Here is a 23,788-nt window from a genome sequence, read left to right as displayed (position 1 = left end):
GAAAAAACTAGCTCCATGGCACCTAGAGTATATTTTATATTTTTGATCCTTATGGCTTGGTGTAGTAGTGCTGCACTGGCTCAAGACACTGCCGACCGCTTCGACGAATCCACCTGGTCCGTAGACCCGGCCAACTACCCCAATAGCATGGTCATTACGGCAGTGATCGATATAGAAGGGGAGGAGTCCGTTGACCCCAATGACCGGGTTGCGGCTTTCGTAGGCAATTCCAATGGTATCCGTGGCGTGTCGAGCCCGGCCTACGTAGCAGCGCTTGATCGCTATATTGTCAGCTTGTTTGTATACTCCGTAAGCGGTGCACAGGATGATATTACCTTTCAGGTATACGATGCAAGTACAGACGTGGTCTTGCCCTGTACGACTACGGAGCTGTTCAGTACAAATAAAACGGTGGGCAGCTTTGCGCAGCCGGATACGATCTTCACGGTCCGCATTCAGGCCAATTTCACCAAAGATGATGTGCTCTGTGCTGCCGATACTTTCGGCTTTGCACAAGCTAACGTGACCGGTGGTTTGCCACCCTATGACTACCTCTGGAGTACCGGGGCAACCACGGACCGGATCGACAACATCGGCCAGGGCCGTTACTACCTGACCATTACAGACGATAATGGGTTTGCGAAGGTCGATAGCGTAGACATCCTAAATCTCAACAGAGCAATTTTATCGCCTGTACTAGCCGTAGCCCCAGAGGATACCCTTTGTGCAGGTCAGGATGTATATCTATTCAGTTTTAGCGCAGAAACCGAGATGCCTACTTACGAATGGTTTGATAATTTCGGCAACTTTATTCAGGAAGGCAATGCACTGTACTTACCCGAAATTGCCTTTTCCAGGGAGCTGGAGGTTTTTACCAATGTCCGCAATTGCTTGTCTGATCCTACTGAAATCGACGTGGAAGTACTGCCGGTGCCAAGTGCAGCGTTCACGCTAAATAATAATGCCCCTTCCATACAGGATACCGTAATATTCACCCCGGAAGTCAACGACGGGCAATATGCATATGCCTGGAATTTTGGAGATGGAGCTACGAGTACAGCGCCCATGCCCAGCCACGCCTACACCATTGCAGGCAATTATATAGTGTCACTGGAAATGACCACACCAGATGGTTGTATCAACCGGACGGAACAATACCTCAGTGTTGGCGCTACGGGCATAGACGTGTTGTTTACGCAGCAAGCCCCTGCCTGTGACGATGACCCCTCAGGAAGCATTACGGCGCAGGCCATCAACGGAGCGCCGCCGTACACCTACGCCTGGGAAAATGGGGAAACCACCGCAACTGTATCCGGCTTGTTGCCAGGCAGTTACGGTCTGACCGTAACCGATGCACAGGGCAATGAGCGGGAAGCGGTATTTGATCTTTTGGCCAGCGGCACCCTGCAAGCCCCTACCGTAATCGCCAATGGCAACGGACAGGCGTGCGCAGGTGATGACGTAACGGTTGCGGCTTTTTCTGACCGCCCAGGCGCAGAAATACGCTGGTACGGAGACGCTGCCGGCGCGCAATTGCTCTACACAGGCAGCCAGCTTACGCTTTTTGGCTTGAGCAGCAGCCAGGAGCTTTGGGCAGAGGCCCGGATTGGCGGCTGTGCTTCCGCGCTGACAGCAGTAAACATTGAAGTGCCTGCCATTGAATCCGGTTTTACCATCAGCACATCAGCCCTGCCTTTGGGCGAGTCCACGACTTTCCAGGCTGCCGCTCAGCAGGCAGGCTATACCTACACCTGGTCTTTTGGCGATGGGGGCAGTGCTTCCGGTCCTGGCCCGCACGACCATACCTACCTGCTGTCCGGTACGTTTGAAGTGACCCTTCAGGTAGAAAGCCCGGAAGGCTGCGTATCAAGCACAGCTCAATTCGTCAATGTTTGGGGCGGAGCGATGCAACTATTGCCTGTTGTCACCAACGCCACTTGTGCTGGTGACGATAGCGGGGCTATCCAATTACAAATACAGGGCGGCCAAAGCCCGTATACTTACGCCTGGAGCAATGGGAGCGCCCAGCCAGTCCTGGATGGGCTTACGCCTGGTACGTATAGCGCTACCATCACGGATGCCAATGGCCTGGGAGCCAGCATACAAGTCATAGTTGGAGCAGAAATCGACGGCCCTGCACCACCATCCGTAATCGTGAATGGCGCCAATGCCATTTGTGCCGGTGGCGATGCCTGGGCAACGGCTTATTCAGGAGATGAAGGGGTGACCTATTACTGGTATCCCACTTTTTTGGGCAATAACCCGGTTTTTGTGGGCAATACCTTTCTGCTATTCGGCATAGAGGAAAGCGATACCTACTACGTGGAAGCCCGCAGAGGCGGCTGTGTGTCAGACCGTACCCCGGTAAATATTCAGGTGAATAATCCGGATGCACGCTTTACTTCAACCCTGGAGGTCGCTTACCCGGGCACCCCAATTCAGTTTTCTGCATTGAATACGAACCTGGGCACCATATTGTCCTGGGATTGGGGCGACAACACACCCAACGGGCAGTTCCCGGATATGCAGCATACTTACTCAGAACCAGGTATTTACGAAGTAATGCTTACCGCAGTTGCGGTACAATCAGGCTGTGTTGCCAAAGAAACCCTCAGGATCCAAATCGTACAGGCACCAGATGGCGGCTCAGGCGGCGGTGGTGGAGAAGCCACCCTTTTAGCCTTGCCATTATCCGAGCCCGCCCGTTGCCAGGGCAGCCCGTCAGGAACACTTTCCGCCCATGCTATAGGCGGCACGCCTCCGTATAGCTACGAGTGGAGCAATGGCAGTACAGAAGCTTATCAAAACGGTGTGGGTAGCGGGGCGTACTTCCTGACCGTTACCGATAGTGAAGGCAACAGCACCGTAGGCAGTGCCACAGTGGGTGCATTGGATGAGTTAGACCCGCCTCTGGCTGTGGTGAATGGTGGGCAACCAGCTTGCCCGGGCACCCCAATATGGGTCGCTGCCGCCAATCAAAGCGAAGGGCTGTCCTATTTTTGGTATGCAGATTCCCTGGGCCAGGAAGTACTATATGCGGGTGCCTCTATTCAGGCGCAGGGCAGTGACCTGTTGGATACCCTGTACCTTCAGGCACGGGATGAGGGGTGTATTTCTGACCTGACTCCAGTGACTATTCACTACGAATCAGTAGCCGCGAACTTTAGTGTTAGTGCACCCACTGCATCAGTTGACCAGGAAATTACCTTCGCTGCTCAGACCACTGTGCCGGGCGCTACTTACACCTGGACTTTTGGGGATGGCACGAATGCTGAAGGTGCCTTGGCCACCCACAGCTATCCACAGGAAGGATTGTATGAAGTAAACCTGGAAGTACAGTCCGAGTCCGGTTGCACCGCTGTTGAACGCCGTTTTGTCAATGTTTATGAAGCGCAAAACGGACAGCTGTCTGCTGCGTTTGCTTTAGAATACCCGTTTTGCCCCGAAGATGAAACCGGGGCGATCAACACCCTGGTCTTTGGCGGTCAGCCTCCTTACACTTTTGACTGGCAAGATGGTGCGAACGGCAACGTCCGTACAGGGCTAAACACCGGCACCTACGAAGTTACCGTGACAGATGCGAATGGGGCTACAGCCGTTGCCTCCACCACACTCCCTGCACTAATTGATGAACTGCCGGCACCCGAGGTTGGGCAGGCACAGGCAGGTCCGGTATGCGCTGAGGGTACTGCCTGGCTTGCAGCTACCGCAGAGGTGCCTGGTGCGACCTACCATTGGTACGATGCGCCGGTTGGCGGCACAACGGTCTTTACCGGCAGTTATCTGGAACTCAATGCACTTACTGAAGCACAGGCCTATTTTGTGGAAACTCGATACCAGGGCTGTACTTCCGGTACCCGTACGCCTGTTTTTGTGGAAGTGGAAGCAGCAGACGCGGCATTTTCCACCTCACCGGTGGTAACGGCGGCCGGCGAACCCATAACTTTCGTTGCTCAGAGCGGCCCGGGTGATCAAACCTACGCCTGGTCCTTCGGTGACGGCAATGGAGCTACCGGATTTAGCGCCATGCATGCCTACAACGGTCCCGGATTCTTCACCGTAATGCTGGAAGCCACCACAGAGAATGGCTGTCGGGCAACAGAGACTCAAACCGTGCAGGTGCTGCCTGGTGGCGGGCTGCAGCTTGCCATAGAAGCAGAGGCACCTACTTGCCCGGATGCAACCGATGGCACTTTAGCCTTGTCGGTAGAAGGCGGTGCATGGCCATATAGCATAGAATGGGCAGACGGCCCCACTACGGAAGACCGGGATGGGCTGCCTGCGGGCAATTATGAAGTGACAGTTACAGATGGATTAGGCAATACCGCCTCTGCCGTGGTAGCATTAATTAGCCATGCTGGTGATTTGGTTGCGCCTGAAGTGGCCATTTCCGGAGGAGCCTGCCCGGGCACCATCGTGAGTCTGATCGCAGGCAACAACCCCTCGCAGGCTGATTACCTTTGGTATGATGCCCCCACAGGAGGCAACCTCCTCTACGCAGGTGCTACTTTCCCATTTGGGCCTATCACTGATACAGATACCGTATACGTAGCAGCAAAGCTGGGCACCTGCAACAGCAGCCGGGTGATGGTGGAAGTCCCTGCCAGTGGCCCTGATGCTGGTTTTACCTTTAGTCCGGCTGATATCCTAACCGGTGATGAGGTAACTTTTACACCGGATGAAATCAACCCGGATTATATGTATGAATGGGGCTTTGGGGATGGTTCCACTTCCGGTGACGAAACTCCTGCTCATACTTACACCTCAGAAAATACTTTTCTCGCAACCTTGACGGTGACTGACGGATCCGGTTGTGCAGTATCCAATACACAGGCTGTCCCCGTTGGCTTTGGCCAGGCGCTTGGACTGCTTTTGGAAGCGGTAAATACGCAATGCAGCGGTGGGACAGATGGTGCTGTAGCGGCCCAGGTCTTCAACGGCTCCGGCCCTTATACTTTTGAGTGGAGCAATGGTGCCACCGGGCCAGCCCTTCAGGGCGTGAGCGAGGGTACCTACAGCGTAACGGTTACCGATGTGGAAGGCACCACAGCCGTGGCACAGGCAACCGTAGGAAGCAATGTGCCTCCTCTGCCTGCACCACAGGCGGCCTCAAACAATGATGTCATTTGTGGCGATGGGTTCCTGTTGCTCTATGCTTACGACAACACTGGTGCTGCCAATACATTCTTCTGGTACAACAGCGCTTCTGGGAACGACTTGCTGGGCAGTGGGCCGACCTACAGCCAACAGGGGCTGGCAGGCGCTGCACAGACTTTCTTTGTGGAAGCCGCGGCCGGCACTTGCCGCAGCGGTACGCGCACACCGATTACCATAGCATCTGAATCTCCCAATGAAGGCTTCACGGCTTCTGCAAATACTGTCACGGCCGGCAATACAGTCAGCTTTTCTCCTATCAATGGAGATGCAGCATACGATTACTTATGGTCCTTTGGTGATGGAACGGTTTCCACTCAAATGAGCCCGGTGCATACCTATAATGCTCCAGGACAATACACGGTAAGCCTTCTGGCGGAAAGCCCGTCGGGCTGTAGTCAGACGGTGCAGGAGCCTGCTTTTATAGAAGTTATTGCTCAGGGTGCTTTGTCTGTAAGTCTGGAGATAGAACAGCCAGCGTGTGCGGGTGAGGCCACTGGTTTGGTGGAAGCCACGCTGCTGAATGGCACACCACCGTTTACCTATGCCTGGAGCACGGGCAGTAATGCCGAGGTTCTCGAACAAGTACCTGCGGGCCAATATGCCGTAACCATCACCGATAGCGAAGGCAATAGCGCCCAGAAAACCTTCAGCCTTAATGCGCTTTTCCCAACACCTAATATTCCTGAGATTAACTTGTCTGCGAGCCTGCCCCTTTGTGCTGGTGAAAATATACTGGCCACAGCTTTTTCCGGACAGGTGGTGGACCAGTATTTCTGGTATGATGAGTCCGGTGCCCTGCTGGGAGCTGGCAACAGTTACCTTGCCGTGGCAGAAGGCGACTCCCTAAAACTACAGGTGCAAGCGCAGCGGGGAAGCTGCTTCTCCGCCTTGACATCCGCTGCCTTCGAGGTGGAAACGATAGACGCTTCTTTTGAAGTGGCAGGAAACGCTCAGGCTGGCGAGAGTTTATCCTTCCAGGCAAACACCACTGGTTATGCCAATTATAATTGGGACTTTGGTGATGGAAATACCGCTGTGGGCCAGAGTGTTCAGCATACCTACGCCACTTCCGGTAGTTTTGAAACCTCGCTGGAAGTCGCGAGCCAGGCGGGCTGCAGCTCAGTAATAGCTCAGAGCCTGGCCGTAGAAGCAGAAGAACAGCTATTATTATTATTTGACACAAAAGATGTGCTTTGTGCAGGCAGCACTGCCGGCTCAGCAACTGTGACGGTGCAGGGGGGAATGCCCCCGTACAGCTTCACCTGGAGCAACGGGCAGACCAGTGCGACACTTACGAACCTGGAAGCAGGTAACTACAGCGTAACCGTCACGGACGCTATGGGGCTTGCCACTGAAGGCACTATCGAGGTGGATAACCTGGAAGCGGATATTCCACAGCCTGTGATCACTGCTAATGGTGGGGCAGTCGTTTGTAAAAACGAGCCTGCCTTTTTCGCCGCCACCGTACCCGGCTACCCGGATGCCACCATCAGCTGGTACGAAAGCCTGTCCCAGTCCGACCCCGCTGCTCAGGGTGATGTATTCGTGAGCCAAGGCTATGCCACAAATGCGGTATTGTATACGGAAGCAGTTGTCGAAGGGTGCCAGTCTGATAGGCTGCAATATGCAGTAGAAGTACAGGCCCCGGAAGCTGCGTTCACCGTCACGCCTGAAGGTACCCTTGAAGAAGGAGACCTAGTGCAATTCCTGCCTGCGGCTCCTGCCAACGGTCATACGTATTACTGGCAGTTTGGCGATGGCGGATGGAGCACCGCTATGGAGCCTTTCTATTTTTACAATCTGCCGGGTATGTTTGATGTGTCATTGGAAGTCACCGACCCGGATGGATGTACCAATAACGAAATGATGTCAGATCTGGTGGAAGTATTGCCCTATCAGGGCTTTGGCCCGGGCCTGGACGAACGCTCGAGCCAAATGCAGGGGAGCAGCGATGTGCGCGGTACCGTATTCCCGGTCCCGTTCCGTTCCACCCTTACTGCAGTGCTGACGGCGCAGCATAAAGGGCAGTATGCCATAAGCCTCGCAGACGCCCTCGGCCGGACGTTAACAACTGAGCAGCTGGAAATCGGGCCAGAGCCCCGGAGCTGGCAGCTTAATAACCTTGATGCCCTGCCCTCAGGCATGTACTACCTGCGTATACAGGGGCACGGCCAGCAAACCATTACTAAAATCGTAAAGCAATAAATCATGCCCAGAAACTTCAAAACTTTCGCGATCATGACCTGCTGCCTGGCAGGCCTAATCTTCGCTGGCTGTAAAAAAGAAAACAATGGCAACGGCGACGGACAGCCGCCTATCCTGTTGGTGAACGGCACTGACGTGTACGAGGATACCCTTAAGGTCAATGCCGGGCAGTTGATGGAATTGTCCTATAGCATTGAGGATGACCAAAACGACCACACGCTCAGTATGTCCAAACTCAACGGCGCAGTGGTCAGGTCCGGTGACTTTATACTCAATAATGCCCGTATCGAAGAGTCCCCAAAGACGGGCACCTTAACTTTGCAGGCCCTGGAGGAGGGTACTCATTCTTTCGTTTTGTCGGCAGAAGACCCATTAGGAGCTTCCGGAACCGCCCTGGTGGAAATTCTGGCCATTGGCAATTACAAGCCAGTAGCTGCCCTGGTTGCGGAACAGGTGGACGAGGTAGCACCTTACCACATGCGTTTTGACGCCAAGCAAAGCTTTGATCAGGATGGCAACTGGGGCGGTGAGATCATGGCATATGAGTTTACCCTGGAAGGCATCTACACCGTTGAAACGGAACGATCTGAGCTGGACTACATCTACCCCGGTCCGGGCACTTACGCTGTACAGGTTAGAGTGAAAGACAATGATGGCGCCTGGTCAGAGCCGGTGCGGCGGCAGTTTGTGGTAGAGTAAGGTGTTGCTTTGACCCTGCTTGAGCTTACCTCTTTTTCAGTGTTTTGGACAGCCAAAGGCAAATGTTGCGCTGATAAGGATTGACCAGTGAGGGGGAGAAAAACAGTAACTTCCGCTCTGATTTTGTTATCCTTCCCGTAGGGCACCACACTATTCAGTTGGTGAAAAGGATTGGCCGGCCCGGTCCTCCACATCCAGCCACAGTGGCCAGCTGGTATCGCCAAAATGATGGTAAATGTGAAGGAGAAAAGGGCGTATACAGTCTGGTGAGCCCCTGAACCTGAAAGACAAATCTCCATTATACTGAATGCGGGGGTGGTAATAATCTGCAATGAAGTTGTATTCTATAGGAAGGGTAGAGTGGTTTTCCAGGCCGTACTTCCAAACGGTGGCGATAAGCGTTCCTTGGTCTCGGGTTTTCCACTTTGGGTCATTGAATATTTCAAGGGTCCATGCATGCCACTGTTCCAGAAAAGGAATGGATGCCCGGCCGAACAGAAATACCCCACCGTTCCAGTGCTGCCAGTTTTTCTGATTAATGTGCACCCCAAATTTTTGATGAATCAGCTGCCGCAATGCATCAGAGCTGGGCCAACTGACCTTCCTCCCTTCGCTGTCTTGCCAGGATAATGTGGGTTCATTCCAGCGAAATGCAGACCGGGCTTCTATGGCCCGGATGACAATAGCTTCATCGAATACAAATTGTTCTTGCTCATCGTACCATTTCCTTTCCTTTTTGTCATAACGGTAGCCATGTTTCTGGACAAAGGCGTCAAATTCAAACGGTGCTCCAAATAGCGCCTTGTGGAGACTTTCAAATGATTTTTCCCGAATGCCCGGATACAGGATTTCCAACGGGAAAGTGAGCACGGCATTGCTCCAAAATAGCGCCTTGAAGGCGGTTTTTGCCAGGAGTAACCGAAGCCTGCCCTTGCAGGAGCCAAAGTCTTTAAACTTTCCTGCATGTGCCGGTTGGGCAGCATTGAATGCTTTTTTGATGGCCTGGATGCGCTCGTAATGTGCGCCGGCTTCGGCCTTTTGTGCTTCCTCCAGCGGCTGGTAACGGTGCCGGAGTACTTCCAGTTCTTTTTGTTTCCGGATCAACTCCTCTGAGCCAGGCTGATACACCGCACTGGGACTAAATTCCATCATCCGGCAGTGGTCACTGCAAAATCGGATGGGAGGAATAAACTGGTTGAAGATCTCATCTACACCCGGCCGTACGGCCAACACATCTGAATCGAGGTAGCAGTAGGTTTCGTCGTTATTGAAATCCAGGTGCCGGTGCAAGCTCGTTTTGAGGTAAATTGCAGCTTCGTGAGCGGATAACTGAGGCGGCGTTGCGATGTCTATGATCTCATTATGCTGTATAGGAATGGCATTGCGGGAGGCATCCGTCACCACCACAGCCGGCTTTCGGGAAAACTGCTTCAATAAGCCCAAAGCAAAGTGCAAAGTCTGGATATGTTGCGCGGCGCCACAAACGACAAAAACATACTTCATTGCTCTGGCTGGTTGGTAATGGCTGATTTATAAGTTTGTTCAATAAAGCCCGGAAGCTGCACTGATGGGTACTCCTTTAAAAAATATTCAAGGATAAAATAAAGGAATTCAGGTTGACTAAGAGAACTTAAAATGACTTCTTCATATTCCGGATTTTGCTTAAGAAAGTCCATCAGTGCTTCATAGCGAGGTTTAAAATCCAGTTGAATGTCTATAGTTTTTCCTGCCTTAATGGAATGATATCGATGGTAAGTTGCCTTCAGGTTTTCCAGGCTTTTTACTTTCGGCAGTTGGGGCCAAATGGACAGAAAGGTGAGGTAATCTTTGAAATCAAAGGATGGAATATGATGAAAATCAGCCAATTCCCCAGAAGAGGCTGAAGGAGAAAAAGAGACTTCCAATTGTTGAAGCCTGGTCCCCTCCAGGAATAATGAATTTTCATTTTCCAGAGCAGGCCATTGGCGATTGGCTAAAAAGTACAGGTGGCTTAGTTCCGGCAGCGGGGTTCTAATGGAGATTTCCCCGGATGGGAGCAAATAATGACCGGCTTTAATTTGACTTTCCACCTCTGCTGTAAAACCGTCTGCATCTACAAGTATCAGGGGTGCCTTGATGAGCCCTTTGAATCCTGCCGGGAGTGAAATCTTCACTACCTTGTTTGGGAAGTAACCCGGGTGATAATCACAACAGGATAAGCGGGCACCCGGCCCTAAAATAAACTGCCCGGATTCCTCAGGTATGGAGTCTAAAAACCAGCTATTGATGTGATTATCCTCCGGACGGAGGAATTTTTCCTGGTGGGTAACGGGGCTGGGCAAGTTTTGCAGGTCTACCGTTTGTGTACCATTGGTTACCCACCTTGCTGCTCCGCCTGCAATGGCCTCTACGGATAAAACTTGCTGTGCATCGCTCAAATAATACAATCCGAGGTCTGGATCATACATTTGCCATTTTCCACCAATGTTTACCTCAGGCACCACATGTCCTCCCAGGTGCCATATGCGGGACGGTAAGCCCATTTCCTGCCAGATAGTAGCCAGGGCACTGGCTATATCGTCGCAGAACCCATATCCGGCCGAATTCAGTAGATACTCTGGTGCATGGAGCCAGCGGGCGCTGGTGAGGTGGGCATTTCGAGTGGTCTTGGCGACGAGCCTCCAGGCTGCTCTGGCCTGTGCTTCCTGCCCGATATTTTGAGCTTTGATTCGCTGAGCTACCCGGGTGCGTTGGAGATACCATCCCTGGTTGATGTCGATAAAGAATTGGCTTTCCTCTGGTCCGGTGTTGGTCAGGTGAACGACCGTTTGCTCCGGGTGGTCCAGCCTGTACGTTTCCTGCCGTTGTTCCTGGGGTGGCTTACTGGTGCAGGAGGATATGAAAAGTACCAGCGCAGTTATGCCTGTAAAAATAAAAAGCCAGGTAAGCCTCGTAGCTGCCTGCCTATTTTTGCGTCCAATATGATCCAGCATTTTTACTCCACAGTTTTAATTGGTTGCACAAACCCGATAGAGCATTGGCATTTTGTCGTTTGACCTTCGTATTTAAGTGTGTCCGGAATTGTACATAGTGATGGATGAGGCGGTCTAATTCCTGTACGGGCAACCGGCGCAGGGATAACTCCTCTGGCCACCAAACCGTGTTGAAATGTACATACCAGCCTTCCTGATTGCAGCGCGCTACAATTGCTGGGATTTCCCATGCATTGAGTATGCAGGGGCTGACCGCGAGTGTGAGGCGGCTGCCTTTCTGCCTTGCGAGGCGGCTGAAATACTGGAGATTGGTCATAACCTGGCCAAATTTGGCGTTCTTCCGAATGTTTTCAAAGGTATCTTCCTCAAAGGAATCGATGGACAGGATCAGGCTTACTTTTAGCCCTTCTAGTGCCGCTATTACTTTTTGATTCAGCACAGTACCGTTACTGGTAATATGTACCCTGATGCCTGGATTGAGCTTTCGGATGGCTGTCCATATTTCGAAGTACAACGGAATAAGAAAGGGTTCTCCCCCCAGGAATTTGGCTTCCCAAAGGTGAGGTAAAAAGGGTTGAAGTTCTTCGACAAAATCAGCATTGTAGAGTTCCGGGAATGCAAGCAATTGGTCCCGGTTGCGCCGAATGCTTGAACTGAACTCCCCAAAGCAAAATGCACATTCGAGGTTGCAGGTATTGCTGAGTTCGAATTCCATCAGGCGGGGCATATCCGGAGGGGAGGCAGCCCTGATACGGCCGTACTTCAATTGACGAGCCTCAGCTTTTAATTGCTGAAAAAAGGCCCGGGGAAAAGGAGCTGCAAAGAGAGCGCTTCCCAGTCGCAGGGGCGCCTGCGGGAACGGGAGATTTGCATATCGGTCGTAGTTGCGAGCCAGTACATTGCTGAAATTGGCAGCCCTGAATTGCTCCTGGCAGCTCGAACAGCCGGCAGGAAGAGCTTTTCCCATCATAGCCTGCCGCATTTTCTGGGCTTCTTCCCCACACCAGGCCCCGAGCAGGTTGTCGGCGGGATAGCGTGCCAAAACGAACTTTCGGTTATAACAGCAGGCCAGAATATCGCCATTTCTGGAAAAGTACAGGCTGCTGAAGGGCGCAAAGCACAGCCGCTTTTGCAACGCTGGCGGTCGTTGCCTGTTGTATGCCGCCCTAACCTCACTGGATAGAAAGGCTGGTACGTTTTTAGCCTTATTTGACTTCAGGTCATCCATCGCTGCCACCATTTTTCGAGTACTACTAGTTTCCAAAGCCGCCAGTGATCCTTGTCCCGTAGTAATCGTTCAAGGCCTGCCGGGCTAATCACATCCGATTTAATCAATTGGCCATCCCTCAGACAATTCGCATAAAATGCAATATCCATATAATAAGAGTCTGGCCCTACAAATCCCTGTTTAGGCCGCTTCAAAATTTCTGCCGGCAGGGTGTTTTTGATGTTCTCGTAAAGCAAAAACTTGGTCTGGCTGGCCCGGTAATATACTTTCGGATGTAGGGAAAATAGGTATTCAGCCAATTCGTGGTCCAGGAAAGGGACGCGCACTTCTAAACCATGCGCCATACTCGCCCGGTCGATCTTGGTCAGCACAAGTTCACCCATAAAGGTTTGAATATCTAGCTTTTGAACCGTCTTTAATAATTGAGGGTACTGCCGGGTATGCTTTTTATAAAACCAGTCGGGAAAAGCCGGCAGCTGATCGTGCAGCCGGGGATGGATCGTATCCTTTAATACCTCCAGGTCAAAACGGCCCATTGCCATGGCAGTGGCATAGTAGCTGGTAATACTACTTCCGGAAATTTGTTCCGGGAGGTAATACTTAAGGCGGCTCAGGGTGCTGAGGCCTGCAATGGGCTTTTGCCAGGTATAACCTGCGAATAACTCATCCGCACCCTCTCCGGAAAGTACGGCCTTTCGGTGCTGACTGGCCATTTGGCTCACCATAAATGTGGGGATGGTAGAAATGTCCCCTAGGGGCTCATCGTAGAAATAAGCGAGCTGGTCCAGCAAAGCGAGTTGTTCCCGGCCGGCTAATCGGGTGTGAAGAGGCAGGTTGAGATGGTCGGCAACCTGATGGGCGTATTGATGCTCACTTTTTTCCCAGCCTTCAAAACCAATCGAAAAGGTGTCTAGCGCTTTCCCTTGCTTATGGGCGTAGGCGACCAGCGCACTGCTGTCATATCCACCGCTCAAAAAGCTGCCTACCGGTACATCGCTTTGCAGGTGTTGCCCTACAGACTCGGATAGAAGTTCATGTACCTGAAGGACGGCTTCCCGGGGAGTGGGCCTGAGCCTGGGATCTGGCAATTGCCAGTAGCATTGGGGGAATAAATCAGGAGACCCCGAGGCAAAGGAAATATCGAGGTAATGGGCTGGCGGCAATTTCTTCAACCCCTTCCAGATGGTCTTCGGACTGGGGACATACCGGTAGACCAAAAAGTCAGCCACCGCCTCCATAGATGGGGCAGGGCGTTTGGCCAGCCCTTTGAGGATGGCTTTTAGCTCGGAGGCAAAATAAAATTGATTATTCAGGAAACCATAGTAAAGTGGTTTGATGCCAAAACGGTCCCGGGCTATTAGAAGCCGCTTTCGGTGTTCGTCCCAGATACCGAATGCAAACATCCCTTTAAGCCGGCCGAGCATACCTGTACCCCATTCCTCGTAAGCGTGAAGCAGCACCTCGGAGTCCGTTTTTGAGCTGAAATGATGCCCTGCTGTTTCCAGTTCAGCTCTGAGGGGGATATAGTTGTAAATCTCTCCATTAAAAGTCAGCCATACCGATCCGGTTTCATTGGTCATAGGCTGCTTACCCTTGTCGGAAAGGTCCAGGAAGGAGAGCCTCCGGTGGCCTAACGCAACGAGACGATTCTCAGAAAACCAGGAGCCAAAACCATCAGGCCCTCTGTGCTGAAGGGTATCCCGCATGGCATTGAATTGCCGTTGCTGAATAGGAGCCTGAAGGGAAACCTGACCAATTATTCCGCACATAGTCTTAGCTGAAAAAGCGTTTTTTTAATCTGGCGTACAAGACCAGCAGTTTGTGGTAGTAAAAATAAACCAGTTGGCCACTTAGCCATTGGAGGCCACTTCCTAACCGTCTGAAGTAATAAAAAACGAAAGGGAAAATAATCCGGTAAAACATAAACGTATGGAGCAACAGCAAATAAATAAATCTGTGATCCTGGAACACAAGGGCCGTAATGGTATAAAGCGGGGCCCAGATTTCTGTTAATTCATTTAAAGCCAGAAGCCTGGGGGAGTGCCGGGCAGGTGTATTCGCGGTATTGCTAAACCAGGCAGCCGAGATTAGGAATAAGGTCAATAAAAGGGCGAGGGCTAAAACCGGAAAGCCATTAATACCCCAATACAGGTAAAAGCCTCCAAGTGAAGCCAGGGCAAGCGGGGCGTACCGGTTAAAGCCTATTTTAAGGGCAGTGGCTGGTGTTTTGAGGGCGACCCAGGTGAGGACGCCCGCTTTTTTATCTTTCGGATGGTCTTCAATCTGGTGATAAAGGATATTGATGATGCCCAGCGCGAACTGGGACAGGGCCGCAAAAGCTATATGCATCCACAGGCTTTCAGGACTGCTTTTCGCACCAGCGGTATACCCAAAGGCAAAGCCAACAGCAGCAGGGACAGCGTGCCCGTAGGCGGCGTCACAGACCAGCCCCGGCCAGCCTTTTTCTTTTAGCCGAATGGGTGGAATGGAATAGAGGAGGTAAAGCAAGTGTTGTACGCCCATCAGCAGATACAATGGGAATGGGGCAGCCGAAAACCATAAGGCAACAGGAATTATGGCGGTATACCCTGATAGCTTGAGCCAGCGAATGGCAGAGTGATCACCCCGGGCAATATTTTGCTTACCTGCCTTTCGGTCCTGATCAATATCGCAAAGGTCATTGAAGTAGCGGACGAAGAGCCCGCTTCCCAGAAAAACAAAGAGCATAGTGGCTAAGTGCAGGGCTGCTTTGTTTCCCACCTCCCCCGGAGCCACCAGTAATCCCAAATAGCAATAGCCAAACGCCATTGGTACTTTTGAAAAAAGCCAGTTGTTTTTAGCGGCAAATGCTCTCAAGGGATTCACTTTTAATTGTCCAGGCTAAAAAAGGAACGGATCGTATTATCTAGTGCCTCCCCTGTATTTGGGGTGGCATACAACTTGATTTCCGGCTTCCAGGCACATAAGGCACTCAGGGCTTGTTCAAGGTATTTGTTTAGGGTTTGGATAAAAAGCGCTTGCTCATGGGTTTCCCGGACCCGGTCTGTACGCGCCTGTAGCCGTTCCAATATCGTCGCTGTTGGTGGATTCAGGAAAAGAATCCTGTCAGGAAGGGGGATATTAAAAATGTGGATATAAACTTTCAGCTGTTCGGTCCAGTCAAGCCTGGCCGTGCGGGCGATGAAATCAGGTATTGGCTCCATGTTCATCCTGTCCTTCACCGAAGATAGCAGTGCTGCCACCGACTTCCACTCTGTTGGGGATACAAAGGACTGTGCTCTGGAAAGGACCTGGGTTCGGTCTTCAGCACTCATGGCCAATTGCTGAATAAACAAACGGGCATAGGCCGGGGTGTCGGTAACCGGATGCCGGGTGGAAAGGACCACCTTCGCCTGATGCGATTCCTGCAAATGGCGGAGCTCCTGACCGAAGAGCAGCATCTTGAGAAAAAGGGAGATGCCTTTGAGGGCAGCATCTGATTTCCGGTCGGCTTCCTCCCCAAGGCGTTGCAGCGTTCTGGACAAAGCAGGGTTCGCACAAAAGGCAGAGTGGTGGTAAGCCGTACAGGACAGCGGAAAGAAAATGCCGGGATCAACCTTAGCCATAATCTGCGCCAGCCGGTAGTCCTTTCCGCTACCATCTGTCCCCACGATGCTAAAAAGCTGCTTCATTCAGCTAAGATAGCAACTTCCCCAGTCTTTCCATTGAGTCGAATGCGGGGGTTATCTCTGAGTTTATGGGTTGCGTCTGGTACTCCGAAAATAGCAGGGATGTTAAGCTCTCTGCAAATGATGGCCGCATGAGAAAGCAAACCGCCGTTTTCAGTAATCAGGCCTTTGAGGTTAGAAAAGTAGGGAAGGTGTCCTGGGTTGATATAGGGGGTGACAAGGATCCTGCCATCAAGAGTGCTGGGGTCAAAAAAATCATTGATTTCATTAACGGTAACAGCAATCCCTTCCACCTTGCCATGGCAGACTCCAATGCCTTTCAAACCAGAGTACCCTACGGTTGTGGTCCTATGCTCTGCCGGGTCAGGAAAAATAAGATCTGGTTTTTGAAAATTTCTGAAACTCGCCTGAAGGTTGCGCCGGTACACAATTCGCTCCCGATAGTCCGCCGTTACGGTTCCCATTTTACCCAGGCAGATGAGCTCCTGATGGGTAAGAAAGAAAGCATCTTCGGCGTTAGGCAAAATCCCCTCTTTTTCCAGTCGTTGGCCCAGCGCAATGACAGATTTGCGGATATAGTGGAACAGTTGGGTGGTGATGTCCCGGATTTCCTCTTTCCACCAAAGTAGTTTTCGCTGCTGTTCTATCTGCCTCTTAAACTTGTGGGGGAGTGAGCGGTCGCTGTGCCAGGGTGTATGCGGCTTAGCCGAGGCGGAAAAAGCACCAGCCAGGAATTGTCGTAGGACATGAAAAACAGGGGTAGGGTCTTCCGACCAGTTTGGAGCCTGGATTTCCAGTTCGCGGGAGCTTTTGTAGCCATAATCCGTCAGGTAATCCTTGAGTTGATCCTGAAAAGGAAAGGGGGAGCCATTATACCAGGTTTCGAATATTTCCTCTACTGAATGGGCAGTCCACCAGGCATGGGCGGCGTCATCAGATAAAATATCCTGTCCTAATTCCAGAAGCGCTTCCAGCGGTCGTAGGTGCGCCACATTTTCGAGGTTAGCTGTAACTGCCGGGAACTCAAGATTGGAACCTGTTTTACGGTTGTAACGGTCTAGTGCTTGTTGTGTGAATGTACTGACAAAGGTGTTGTCATAAATGATCTCCCAGTAGCGGGTATAGATGTACATCAGATGTTGCGTAACCAACCGCTCGAAATAAAGCACCAGGTCTGCCGTGGCACTCTGCTCATCAGGGGGCGTTACCAATTCCGTGCTGGCTATCTTTTCAAAGTAGGCTTTCGTTTGCTGGCATACCTTGAAACGGGATTTTATCGACTTTCGAATGGCAAGGAGCGCTTTGAGAGACGTGAAAAGCCGCCTTGGGGTCAGCTTAGACACTTCTCCATCGCCCTCGTAGTAGGGGGTGACGCCCTGGCCTTGGTCAAATTGTCGTTCCACGTAACCCAACACTTTTCGGGCACCGCTTTTGGTTGCAGCAAGGTTCCAGTACGGGTAGCCCAGGAAGGTGCGGGACCAGGCTTTTGGCGGGGTATCGGGCGTAATGTGGTAGCGCTTTGAAAAAGCATCAATGGATTGGTCAAAGGTCATTTGATACAAACTCCACATCAACGGAGAAGGCATATCTGCCCCAATGCCACCATCCCGGAAGTTGGCATTCGTCCAGATGGTATCAGCCGAAAAAGCAATGCGGGTGATGGGCCTCGACTGAAATATATACAGTACGCCTTCGCAAACGCCCCATTCGATATCCTGTGGGCATCCAAAGTGCTTTTGCAGGTCGAGAAAAGTATTGCCCAATTGAGTGATTTGGGCATTGCTAACTAACCTGGATAATTGGCCCGGGAAGGGCTTGTCCAGTGTTTGGTTCCTCCAGTCGAAAGTGAGCCTGGCATCCGGAGATGCTCCGCCTGTGAGTTGAGCGCAACTTCCCTCAATAACCTCCATTATTATTTCGGACGCTTTAGGTGCTGTAGGTGAAACCGTGAAGGCCACGCCACCATACTCGGTTTGAATATATTCCTGCACCAAAAACGACAGCCGGAGCGGCGCAGAGGACAGGCTTGCCGCAGCAGCCCATGCAGCTGCCAGCGCTTCCTGAAGGTCCTCCGTAGTATGGATGCCGGGGCGTGAGACAAACTGGCCGGCCATTGTCCCGTCCGGGCGGTCTTCTGTTGCCGCTGCTGTTCTCAATATTAATGGCCCTTTCCCCAGGAGGGCACTAAGGACGGCCGCTAGAAAATCATTGCCTTGATCAGCACCTCTGATGCGTTCAAGTGCAGTAGCGTAGGTGTCACGTTGGGAAAGCTGACAGGCAGCTGCCCAGTGGTCAACCTGGTCATACGTCAGGATAAGTCCATCGGGGACCAGGAACCCTAAACGTTTGAGCTCATGCTGCCGGAAAGCTTTGGCACCACATTGGGAGGGGTTTAGCTGGCCTTCGCCAATCCGGAAGCAGGCTCTAGAGTCCAAAGTCATGCTTTTTTGCAAATTTTAGCAGCTGAGTCATTACAGTACCTTTCACCGCTGGGCACTCGGGGAAGCCGGTGGGGAGGTGTTGGTGCAGTGAATCCAGTGAAAAGTCCGGCACGTTTTTGCTAATGTAAGGGTCATAGATTTTCCCTACCGACCTATGGTAGTAAAGGTATTCCAGGGTGTTAAGTGCAGGGGGCATCTCTTCGACAAACGTGGGTAGATGGACATTGATGAACTTTAAGAGGGCAGGAAGGTCCTCATAATTATCGGTCAGGTAAGGCGAAGCCAAATGGAAGGCGTTAGAAGGAGGCTGTTGCAGGCTGATTTCCACTAAAGCTTTGGCTGCATAATCTACCGGGATAATATTTAGGCCTGATCCTGGTTTCAGCGCCACACGAATGTCAATCTTAGCTGGCGTTTCATAGTCCATACGGCCTAATTGCCGTGCCTTAAGCCTCAGGAAAAAGGCTAGCCAGGCGTAAAAGACATCAAACTTAGGTGTGTATCCAACCGGATGCTCAATTAAGCGCCCACAGATGGTTGTGGGGCGGAAAAAGTAAACCCGCCGGAACCGGCCTTCCTGTTCGGCACGCCTGACCAGTCGCTCTCCGTCCAGCTTAGAACGCTCGTAGGGGTTTCTGAAAAGCTGATCCTCAGGCATGAAATCCGGATTGGCCACCCCTGACCGAATGCCGCAAACGTAAGCGGTACTGATCATGGCAAAGCCGGGAGTGCCCAGCGCTTCCGCAAGATTCAGGGCCTGCTGTGTCCCCTCTACGTTAATTTTTTGCAGCAAATCCAGGACCGCTGCCTGATCCCGAAAGTCCAAAGCTGCCGCTGCGTGGATAAATAAATGCGGGGGCTCTTTTTTCATCTTCCTGAAGCTGTCTTCCGATATTCCCAGGTTCGGCTGGTCCAGGTGGCAGTCTACGGTTCGAATCCACTCAAGCAATGGGGCCGTGTCCGGCATGTTTAGGTAGTGGGCGCCATCATTGGCTAACAATTGCCGGATACGCTCCCTCAGGGAAAGTTGTTTCCCGGCCCGGCCTAAAACCCAAATCGTAAGCAAACCGGGCGAACCCTCGTACCGTTTTAAGAGCTCAAATAAGATGTTGCTACCCAATAAGCCCGTAGCTCCGGTTAATGCGACAACCATTTTATTCATAGCTCACCTGAATTTGACTGTCAATATGAATGGCGTGGAACCCTCCTTCGATATTCCGTTTGGGGTCCTGATAAGGAGGGATTTCCAGTTGCCCTACTTTAGGGAGTTGCTCTACAATGTTCTGCTCTTCAAAAAGATAAAAGTTGACCCAAAACAAGCCCTCGTTTAAGTGTGATTTGGGAAAGGACCATTGGACTTCCATGCTCTCGTTTGCGTTGACGTTCTCCATAACCAGAGGCTGATGGCCGCTAAACAGCAGTTGGTTTAAACTGTCGGTAAGGGCTATGGCGACTGTAAGCGGATGTGACTTCACTTTTAGTTTTACGGTAAAGGTGACTGCTATCTCCTCATTTGGGAGTTCCCCAATTACAGTCGCCCCCTCATAAGTCAGCTGCTCCAGGTAGCGGCTGTCCCGTGGTTGAGGTGTGGAGCTAAGTGCAAAGTGCTTGCTGTAGAAAGACAGCGCCTTCTGTGCCGGCCCTAAAAATTGGCATGCCCCATTAGCCATCACCATGACCTCATCACAGAACTGAGCAAGTTTTGCAGGTTCATGACTGGCCATAATCATGGTCCTCCCGTCCTGTTTAAGGCTTTGTATTTTTTGAAAACACTTTTCCTGAAATGCACTGTCGCCCACAGCGAGGACTTCATCAAAAAGTAAAATTTCGCATTCGGTATGGATGAGCGTCGAGAAAGCCAGCCGTAAAAACATGCCGGAAGAATAATACTTCACCGGCGTGTCTAAATGTTCCTCCAGCTCACTGAATGCGATGATTTCTGGCAGAGCCGCTTCGAGTTGCTCCTTGGTTAATCCGGCCAGGCGGCCTGCAAATTTTATGTTCTCTCTTCCCGTTAGATCAGGGTGGAATCCTGATCCGATGTCCAGCACTGCACCTGACTGCCCACTAAGTATGGCTTGTCCACAGGTCGGCAGATAAATACCGGCTAATATTTTCAAAAGGGTGCTTTTGCCGGCGCCATTTGGCCCAATAAGCCCCAGAGCTTTCCCTTTGGGCAGGGTGAAGGACAACTGACGGATTGCCCAGACCTCTTTTTCCGTAGTGGGTTGGCCTTTTGATTGCTGCCGAATACCAAATTTCTTGCCTAGGTTATCTACCTGAATCATTAATTAAAGATAGTCAATAAGTTCGTACTGCCGCCGGAAGAAGGTTCTTATTCCCGCTACCAATACCACTCCCCAAATAAGCAGTGCTGCCCAGGCATAGGCCGGCGGGAAAGATAACCCGAGCAATGCCCAGCGGTAGGCACCAATCAGTGTCGTCATGGGATTAAGGTACAAAAATGGCTCATAAACTTCCGGGAGTAGCCCGGGGAGGTAGAAAACAGGAGTCAGCCAAATGGCCACATTGAGGCCCGAAATGGCCAGGTGTACTACGTCCCTTCTTCGGCCGGACAAATTACAAACCCATATCCCTATACTAAACCCCAGGAGCTGATTGATGATGATCAGTACGGGCAGTATCAAAATGGATAACCTTAACGGCTCTCGATAGATGAGCATCAAAATAAAGAAGAGCCCCAGCGAAATGCCCAGTTCCACCAGCCCGAGTAAGCTTTTGTACAGTGGAATGATAAACTTAGGCAATACATTCTTTTTCAGGTATTCGCCTTCCTGATGCAGCGAAGGGCCTACATTATGAATGATATCCTTAAAATAGTTCCAGCCCAACAGGCCTGAAAAGGCAATCAGCGGATAGGGCGTTTCCCGGGTGTCGATCTCAAGCAGGACCGAAAAAAAAACGGAATAGATCACCACATAGGCCGCAATAGGCACAATAACCCACAGTAAGCCCAGTGCGGTATGGCTGTACTTAATCCGGATCGCTCGTTTTGCGAAGACCATAGCGATGGGTAATGCCCGCCAAACGGTCTTTAGTTCCTGAGAAAATGGCTTAGGCTTGTTGTTGATAATGTGCATGTGAGCCTAAATTGGTAATGGGACCAGGACTGCGCCTACGGTGATGATTTCATCTTTGGTTAATTGCCGGATTTTTTGCAGAGTTGCTGTGTGGTGGTTCTGAATGACTCGATCTGCAAGGGCCGCATAGTCTTCTTGCTGCGCCAGGTTTTCGTACAGCTCCTGTAAGGCCGCATTTAAGCCCATGACGGCTTCGGGGGGCTGCTTTTCAGACCAGGCTTTCAGCATCGCATAATGGCCCAGTGTCTCAAAGTATTGGACAACGAAGGCTTTCTCTGATTCAAACTGGTGCTGAAGCTGCCGCATTTGCGACGGCCATTGTACCAAAGGGAGTGGAGTAGGGGGCTTCAGCGCGTTCAAGCCTGCCTGGTAAAAAGGGCTGTTGCCTAACCAGGAGCGTTCCATCCGCTGCCCGGCATCCCAAATGACGGGAAGGACTTTAGCATGCTTTTCCAGATCGAGCTTTAGTAAGGTAGTGACAGCCGCCTCGAATTGGTCGGTCCGGTAGAAAGCATAACCCAGGTTGGAGAGGGCTGGCTCATAATCTGATGCCAACGTAAGCGCACGTTTTAGCGGTTCTATGGCTTCCTGAAATTGCTCCTCCTGTATCAGAATGGCAGCCTTAGTGTTCCAAATCCGATGGCTGTTCGGGTGCGCCTCGATCGCATCCTCAATTTTTTCCAGTGCTGCATCGCTTTTGCCCACTTGCTTTAAGGCATTTGCCGAATGCCATTCAACAGGATCGCCAAGCGGGTCCAGGCTCGTCAATGGCATCTGCTCAGTTTCCAGGCTGATGGAGACGGCCTTGTCCCACTGCCCACTGACTTCAGCCCGCAGCAACTGATGGAAACTGCGGTTCGCCTGCCAGTTGTAGTAACTTATTGCCAAAGCGGCCAGTGCGCCAAGCCCCAGGAGCACCGCCCAGAGGCCCGGTCGGGCTTTGCGGGTAGAACTGCTTTTGGATCCCTGAAGCGCCAGCCCAATATTTAACGCAATAAGATAACTATGGCTCATACGCTCCAGGGGAAAGCTAAACAGAAAGTCTACAGCAAGCCCGAGACCAACTCCAATAAGTAGGATGTTGAGAATGATCCCCTGCTCCGTCCGGGCTTTCAAAAGAAGCTGAAACGATTGGTAGGCTAGCGTTGCCAAAAGCAAGACAAAAAGGGCCAGACCTACCAGGCCCAGTTCACTTGCAATGCTCAGGTACTCGTTGTGAGGGCGAACGCGGAGTTTGTCTTTTTCCTCGAAGCGGGGTGCGCTGCTCCCTCCGTATTCCGGAAAGCGGACTTTCCAATTTCCGGCACCTACTCCTTTTACGGGGTGGTCTTTTATCAGTTCGGTGGTGTGTTGCCAAAGGTGTAATCGGTCCAAAATGTTGCGTTCTGCCTCGTTTTCAGCTTGATCATCAACATCAGGAACCTGAACCAGCGTGGAGAATCGATTTAGGAGGTTATTCTTTAGTTGATTGCCTTGCCCACTTATTGCCAGCAAACCCGCGAGCATCACTACGGCCCCTGCTACCGATAAGTTCACAAATTTCCATCTCGCTTTCAATTCAGGAGACAAATTGCTCCGCCGAAGCATCAAAAGTATCTGAATAGCAGAAAAAGCGACGAAAGAAGCCACCCAAGCTGAACGGGTTTGCGAAAGCAGCAGCGCAATAACACCGGCCCCTAAACCTATTAGGCCAGCAATACTCCAATACCGCTGCCCCAAAAAGAATAGGTAAAGTGCACAGGGCAGAAGGATAACCAGGATGGACCCCAGCAGGTTTCTGTTACCCGACAAACCCGCAGGCGGGCTGCTGCTCTCTATTGGGAAGTTGGTCCAGCCCAGGTACTGCAAAATGCTAAGCACACTCAAAAAGCAGAGGTACACTGCAAGGATACGCGCAAGCAGGCCCAGCCGTTCCAGCAATAGCGGGGCAGTTATAATAAAAAAGGCACAAAGGCTTACCTGCAGCAGTACCCGGTTAGAAGCGAGAACTGCCTCAGTTGGATTAATGCTCCAGGATATACTTAAGATATTCCAGCCCAGAAAAGCCAAGCTGAGCCCTATGAAAAGCCGGGTGACCGGAGGCAAGGCAACTTTTAAGCCTGGTACACGGAAAACCAGGACTGCACCGCCCACTAACCACAGGGCAATCAATAACTGGCGAATTGGCAGAAAAGGCTCCCTGGCAGCCGGGTCAAAGATGAAGCCACTAATAAACAACCCCACAACTACCCAGCCAATCAGAAGTGGGGAGGATTTAGCCGTATGCTTTTGTTTAGAAGCCATGCGTTCAATGGGTTGGTCGGTGCAAGATTGAGGT

Annotated in this window: 13 protein-coding genes; 2 read left to right on the top strand and 11 right to left on the bottom strand. The window is 51.6% G+C overall.

Going from position 1 to position 23,788, the window contains the following annotated elements:
• Nucleotides 1-15 precede the first annotated feature (15 nt).
• Both MRY86_RS06910 and MRY86_RS06905 read left to right on the top strand, forming a co-directional pair.
• Nucleotides 16-7,362, top strand: a complete 7,347-nt coding sequence (locus tag MRY86_RS06910; protein ID WP_293571129.1) for a PKD domain-containing protein — start codon at nucleotides 16-18, stop codon at nucleotides 7,360-7,362.
• Nucleotides 7,363-7,365: 3 nt separating this feature from the next.
• A complete protein-coding gene (locus tag MRY86_RS06905; RefSeq protein ID WP_293563260.1) occupies nucleotides 7,366-8,061 on the top strand; it encodes a PKD domain-containing protein in 696 nt (231 codons plus the stop codon).
• 150 nt (nucleotides 8,062-8,211) lie between these two features.
• On the opposite strand, the gene MRY86_RS06900 is transcribed toward MRY86_RS06905, so the two are convergent.
• The 11 genes from MRY86_RS06900 to MRY86_RS06850 are packed head-to-tail and all read right to left on the bottom strand — an operon-like array spanning nucleotide 8,212 to nucleotide 23,754.
• A complete protein-coding gene (locus MRY86_RS06900) occupies nucleotides 8,212-9,564 on the bottom strand; it encodes a hypothetical protein (RefSeq protein ID WP_293563259.1) in 1,353 nt (450 codons plus the stop codon).
• Nucleotides 9,561-11,033: a transglutaminase domain-containing protein gene (locus tag MRY86_RS06895; protein ID WP_293563258.1), complete on the bottom strand. Its 1,473-nt coding sequence runs from the start codon at nucleotides 11,031-11,033 to the stop codon at nucleotides 9,561-9,563. Before MRY86_RS06895 ends, MRY86_RS06900 begins: the two co-directional genes overlap by 4 nt.
• On the bottom strand, nucleotides 11,005-12,261 hold the full coding sequence (locus MRY86_RS06890) for a radical SAM protein (RefSeq protein ID WP_293563257.1): 1,257 nt from the start codon (nucleotides 12,259-12,261) through the stop codon (nucleotides 11,005-11,007). Before MRY86_RS06890 ends, MRY86_RS06895 begins: the two co-directional genes overlap by 29 nt.
• The gene (asnB, locus tag MRY86_RS06885; RefSeq protein ID WP_293563256.1) at nucleotides 12,249-14,030 is read right to left on the bottom strand and encodes an asparagine synthase (glutamine-hydrolyzing); all 1,782 of its coding nucleotides are present in this window, start codon (nucleotides 14,028-14,030) and stop codon (nucleotides 12,249-12,251) included. The genes MRY86_RS06890 and asnB overlap by 13 nt, the downstream gene beginning before the upstream one ends.
• Nucleotides 14,031-14,034: 4 nt before the next feature.
• A complete protein-coding gene (locus tag MRY86_RS06880) occupies nucleotides 14,035-15,117 on the bottom strand; it encodes a UbiA family prenyltransferase (RefSeq protein WP_293563255.1) in 1,083 nt (360 codons plus the stop codon).
• Between the two features lie 11 nt (nucleotides 15,118-15,128).
• Nucleotides 15,129-15,932 carry a hypothetical protein gene (locus tag MRY86_RS06875; protein WP_293563254.1) on the bottom strand — a complete coding sequence of 268 codons (804 nt, stop codon included), beginning with the start codon at nucleotides 15,930-15,932 and terminating at the stop codon, nucleotides 15,129-15,131.
• On the bottom strand, nucleotides 15,929-18,364 hold the full coding sequence (locus tag MRY86_RS06870; protein ID WP_293571127.1) for a PEP-utilizing enzyme: 2,436 nt from the start codon (nucleotides 18,362-18,364) through the stop codon (nucleotides 15,929-15,931). The genes MRY86_RS06875 and MRY86_RS06870 overlap by 4 nt, the downstream gene beginning before the upstream one ends.
• Nucleotides 18,354-19,532 (bottom strand): SDR family oxidoreductase, encoded by a 1,179-nt coding sequence (locus MRY86_RS06865; protein WP_293563252.1) that lies wholly within the window; start codon nucleotides 19,530-19,532, stop codon nucleotides 18,354-18,356. The genes MRY86_RS06870 and MRY86_RS06865 overlap by 11 nt, the downstream gene beginning before the upstream one ends.
• Nucleotides 19,525-20,658: an ABC transporter ATP-binding protein gene (locus MRY86_RS06860; RefSeq protein ID WP_293563251.1), complete on the bottom strand. Its 1,134-nt coding sequence runs from the start codon at nucleotides 20,656-20,658 to the stop codon at nucleotides 19,525-19,527. Before MRY86_RS06860 ends, MRY86_RS06865 begins: the two co-directional genes overlap by 8 nt.
• A gap of 3 nt (nucleotides 20,659-20,661) precedes the next feature.
• Nucleotides 20,662-21,471 carry an ABC transporter permease gene (locus tag MRY86_RS06855; RefSeq protein ID WP_044226229.1) on the bottom strand — a complete coding sequence of 270 codons (810 nt, stop codon included), beginning with the start codon at nucleotides 21,469-21,471 and terminating at the stop codon, nucleotides 20,662-20,664.
• A 6-nt stretch (nucleotides 21,472-21,477) separates the two neighbouring features.
• Nucleotides 21,478-23,754 (bottom strand): O-antigen ligase family protein, encoded by a 2,277-nt coding sequence (locus MRY86_RS06850; protein ID WP_293571125.1) that lies wholly within the window; start codon nucleotides 23,752-23,754, stop codon nucleotides 21,478-21,480.
• Nucleotides 23,755-23,788 lie beyond the last annotated feature (34 nt).

It is taken from the genome of Phaeodactylibacter sp. (genome assembly GCF_022763345.1).
Classification (GTDB): Bacteria; Bacteroidota; Bacteroidia; order Chitinophagales; family Saprospiraceae; genus Phaeodactylibacter.
This window is presented reverse-complemented; position numbering and strand designations above follow the sequence as displayed.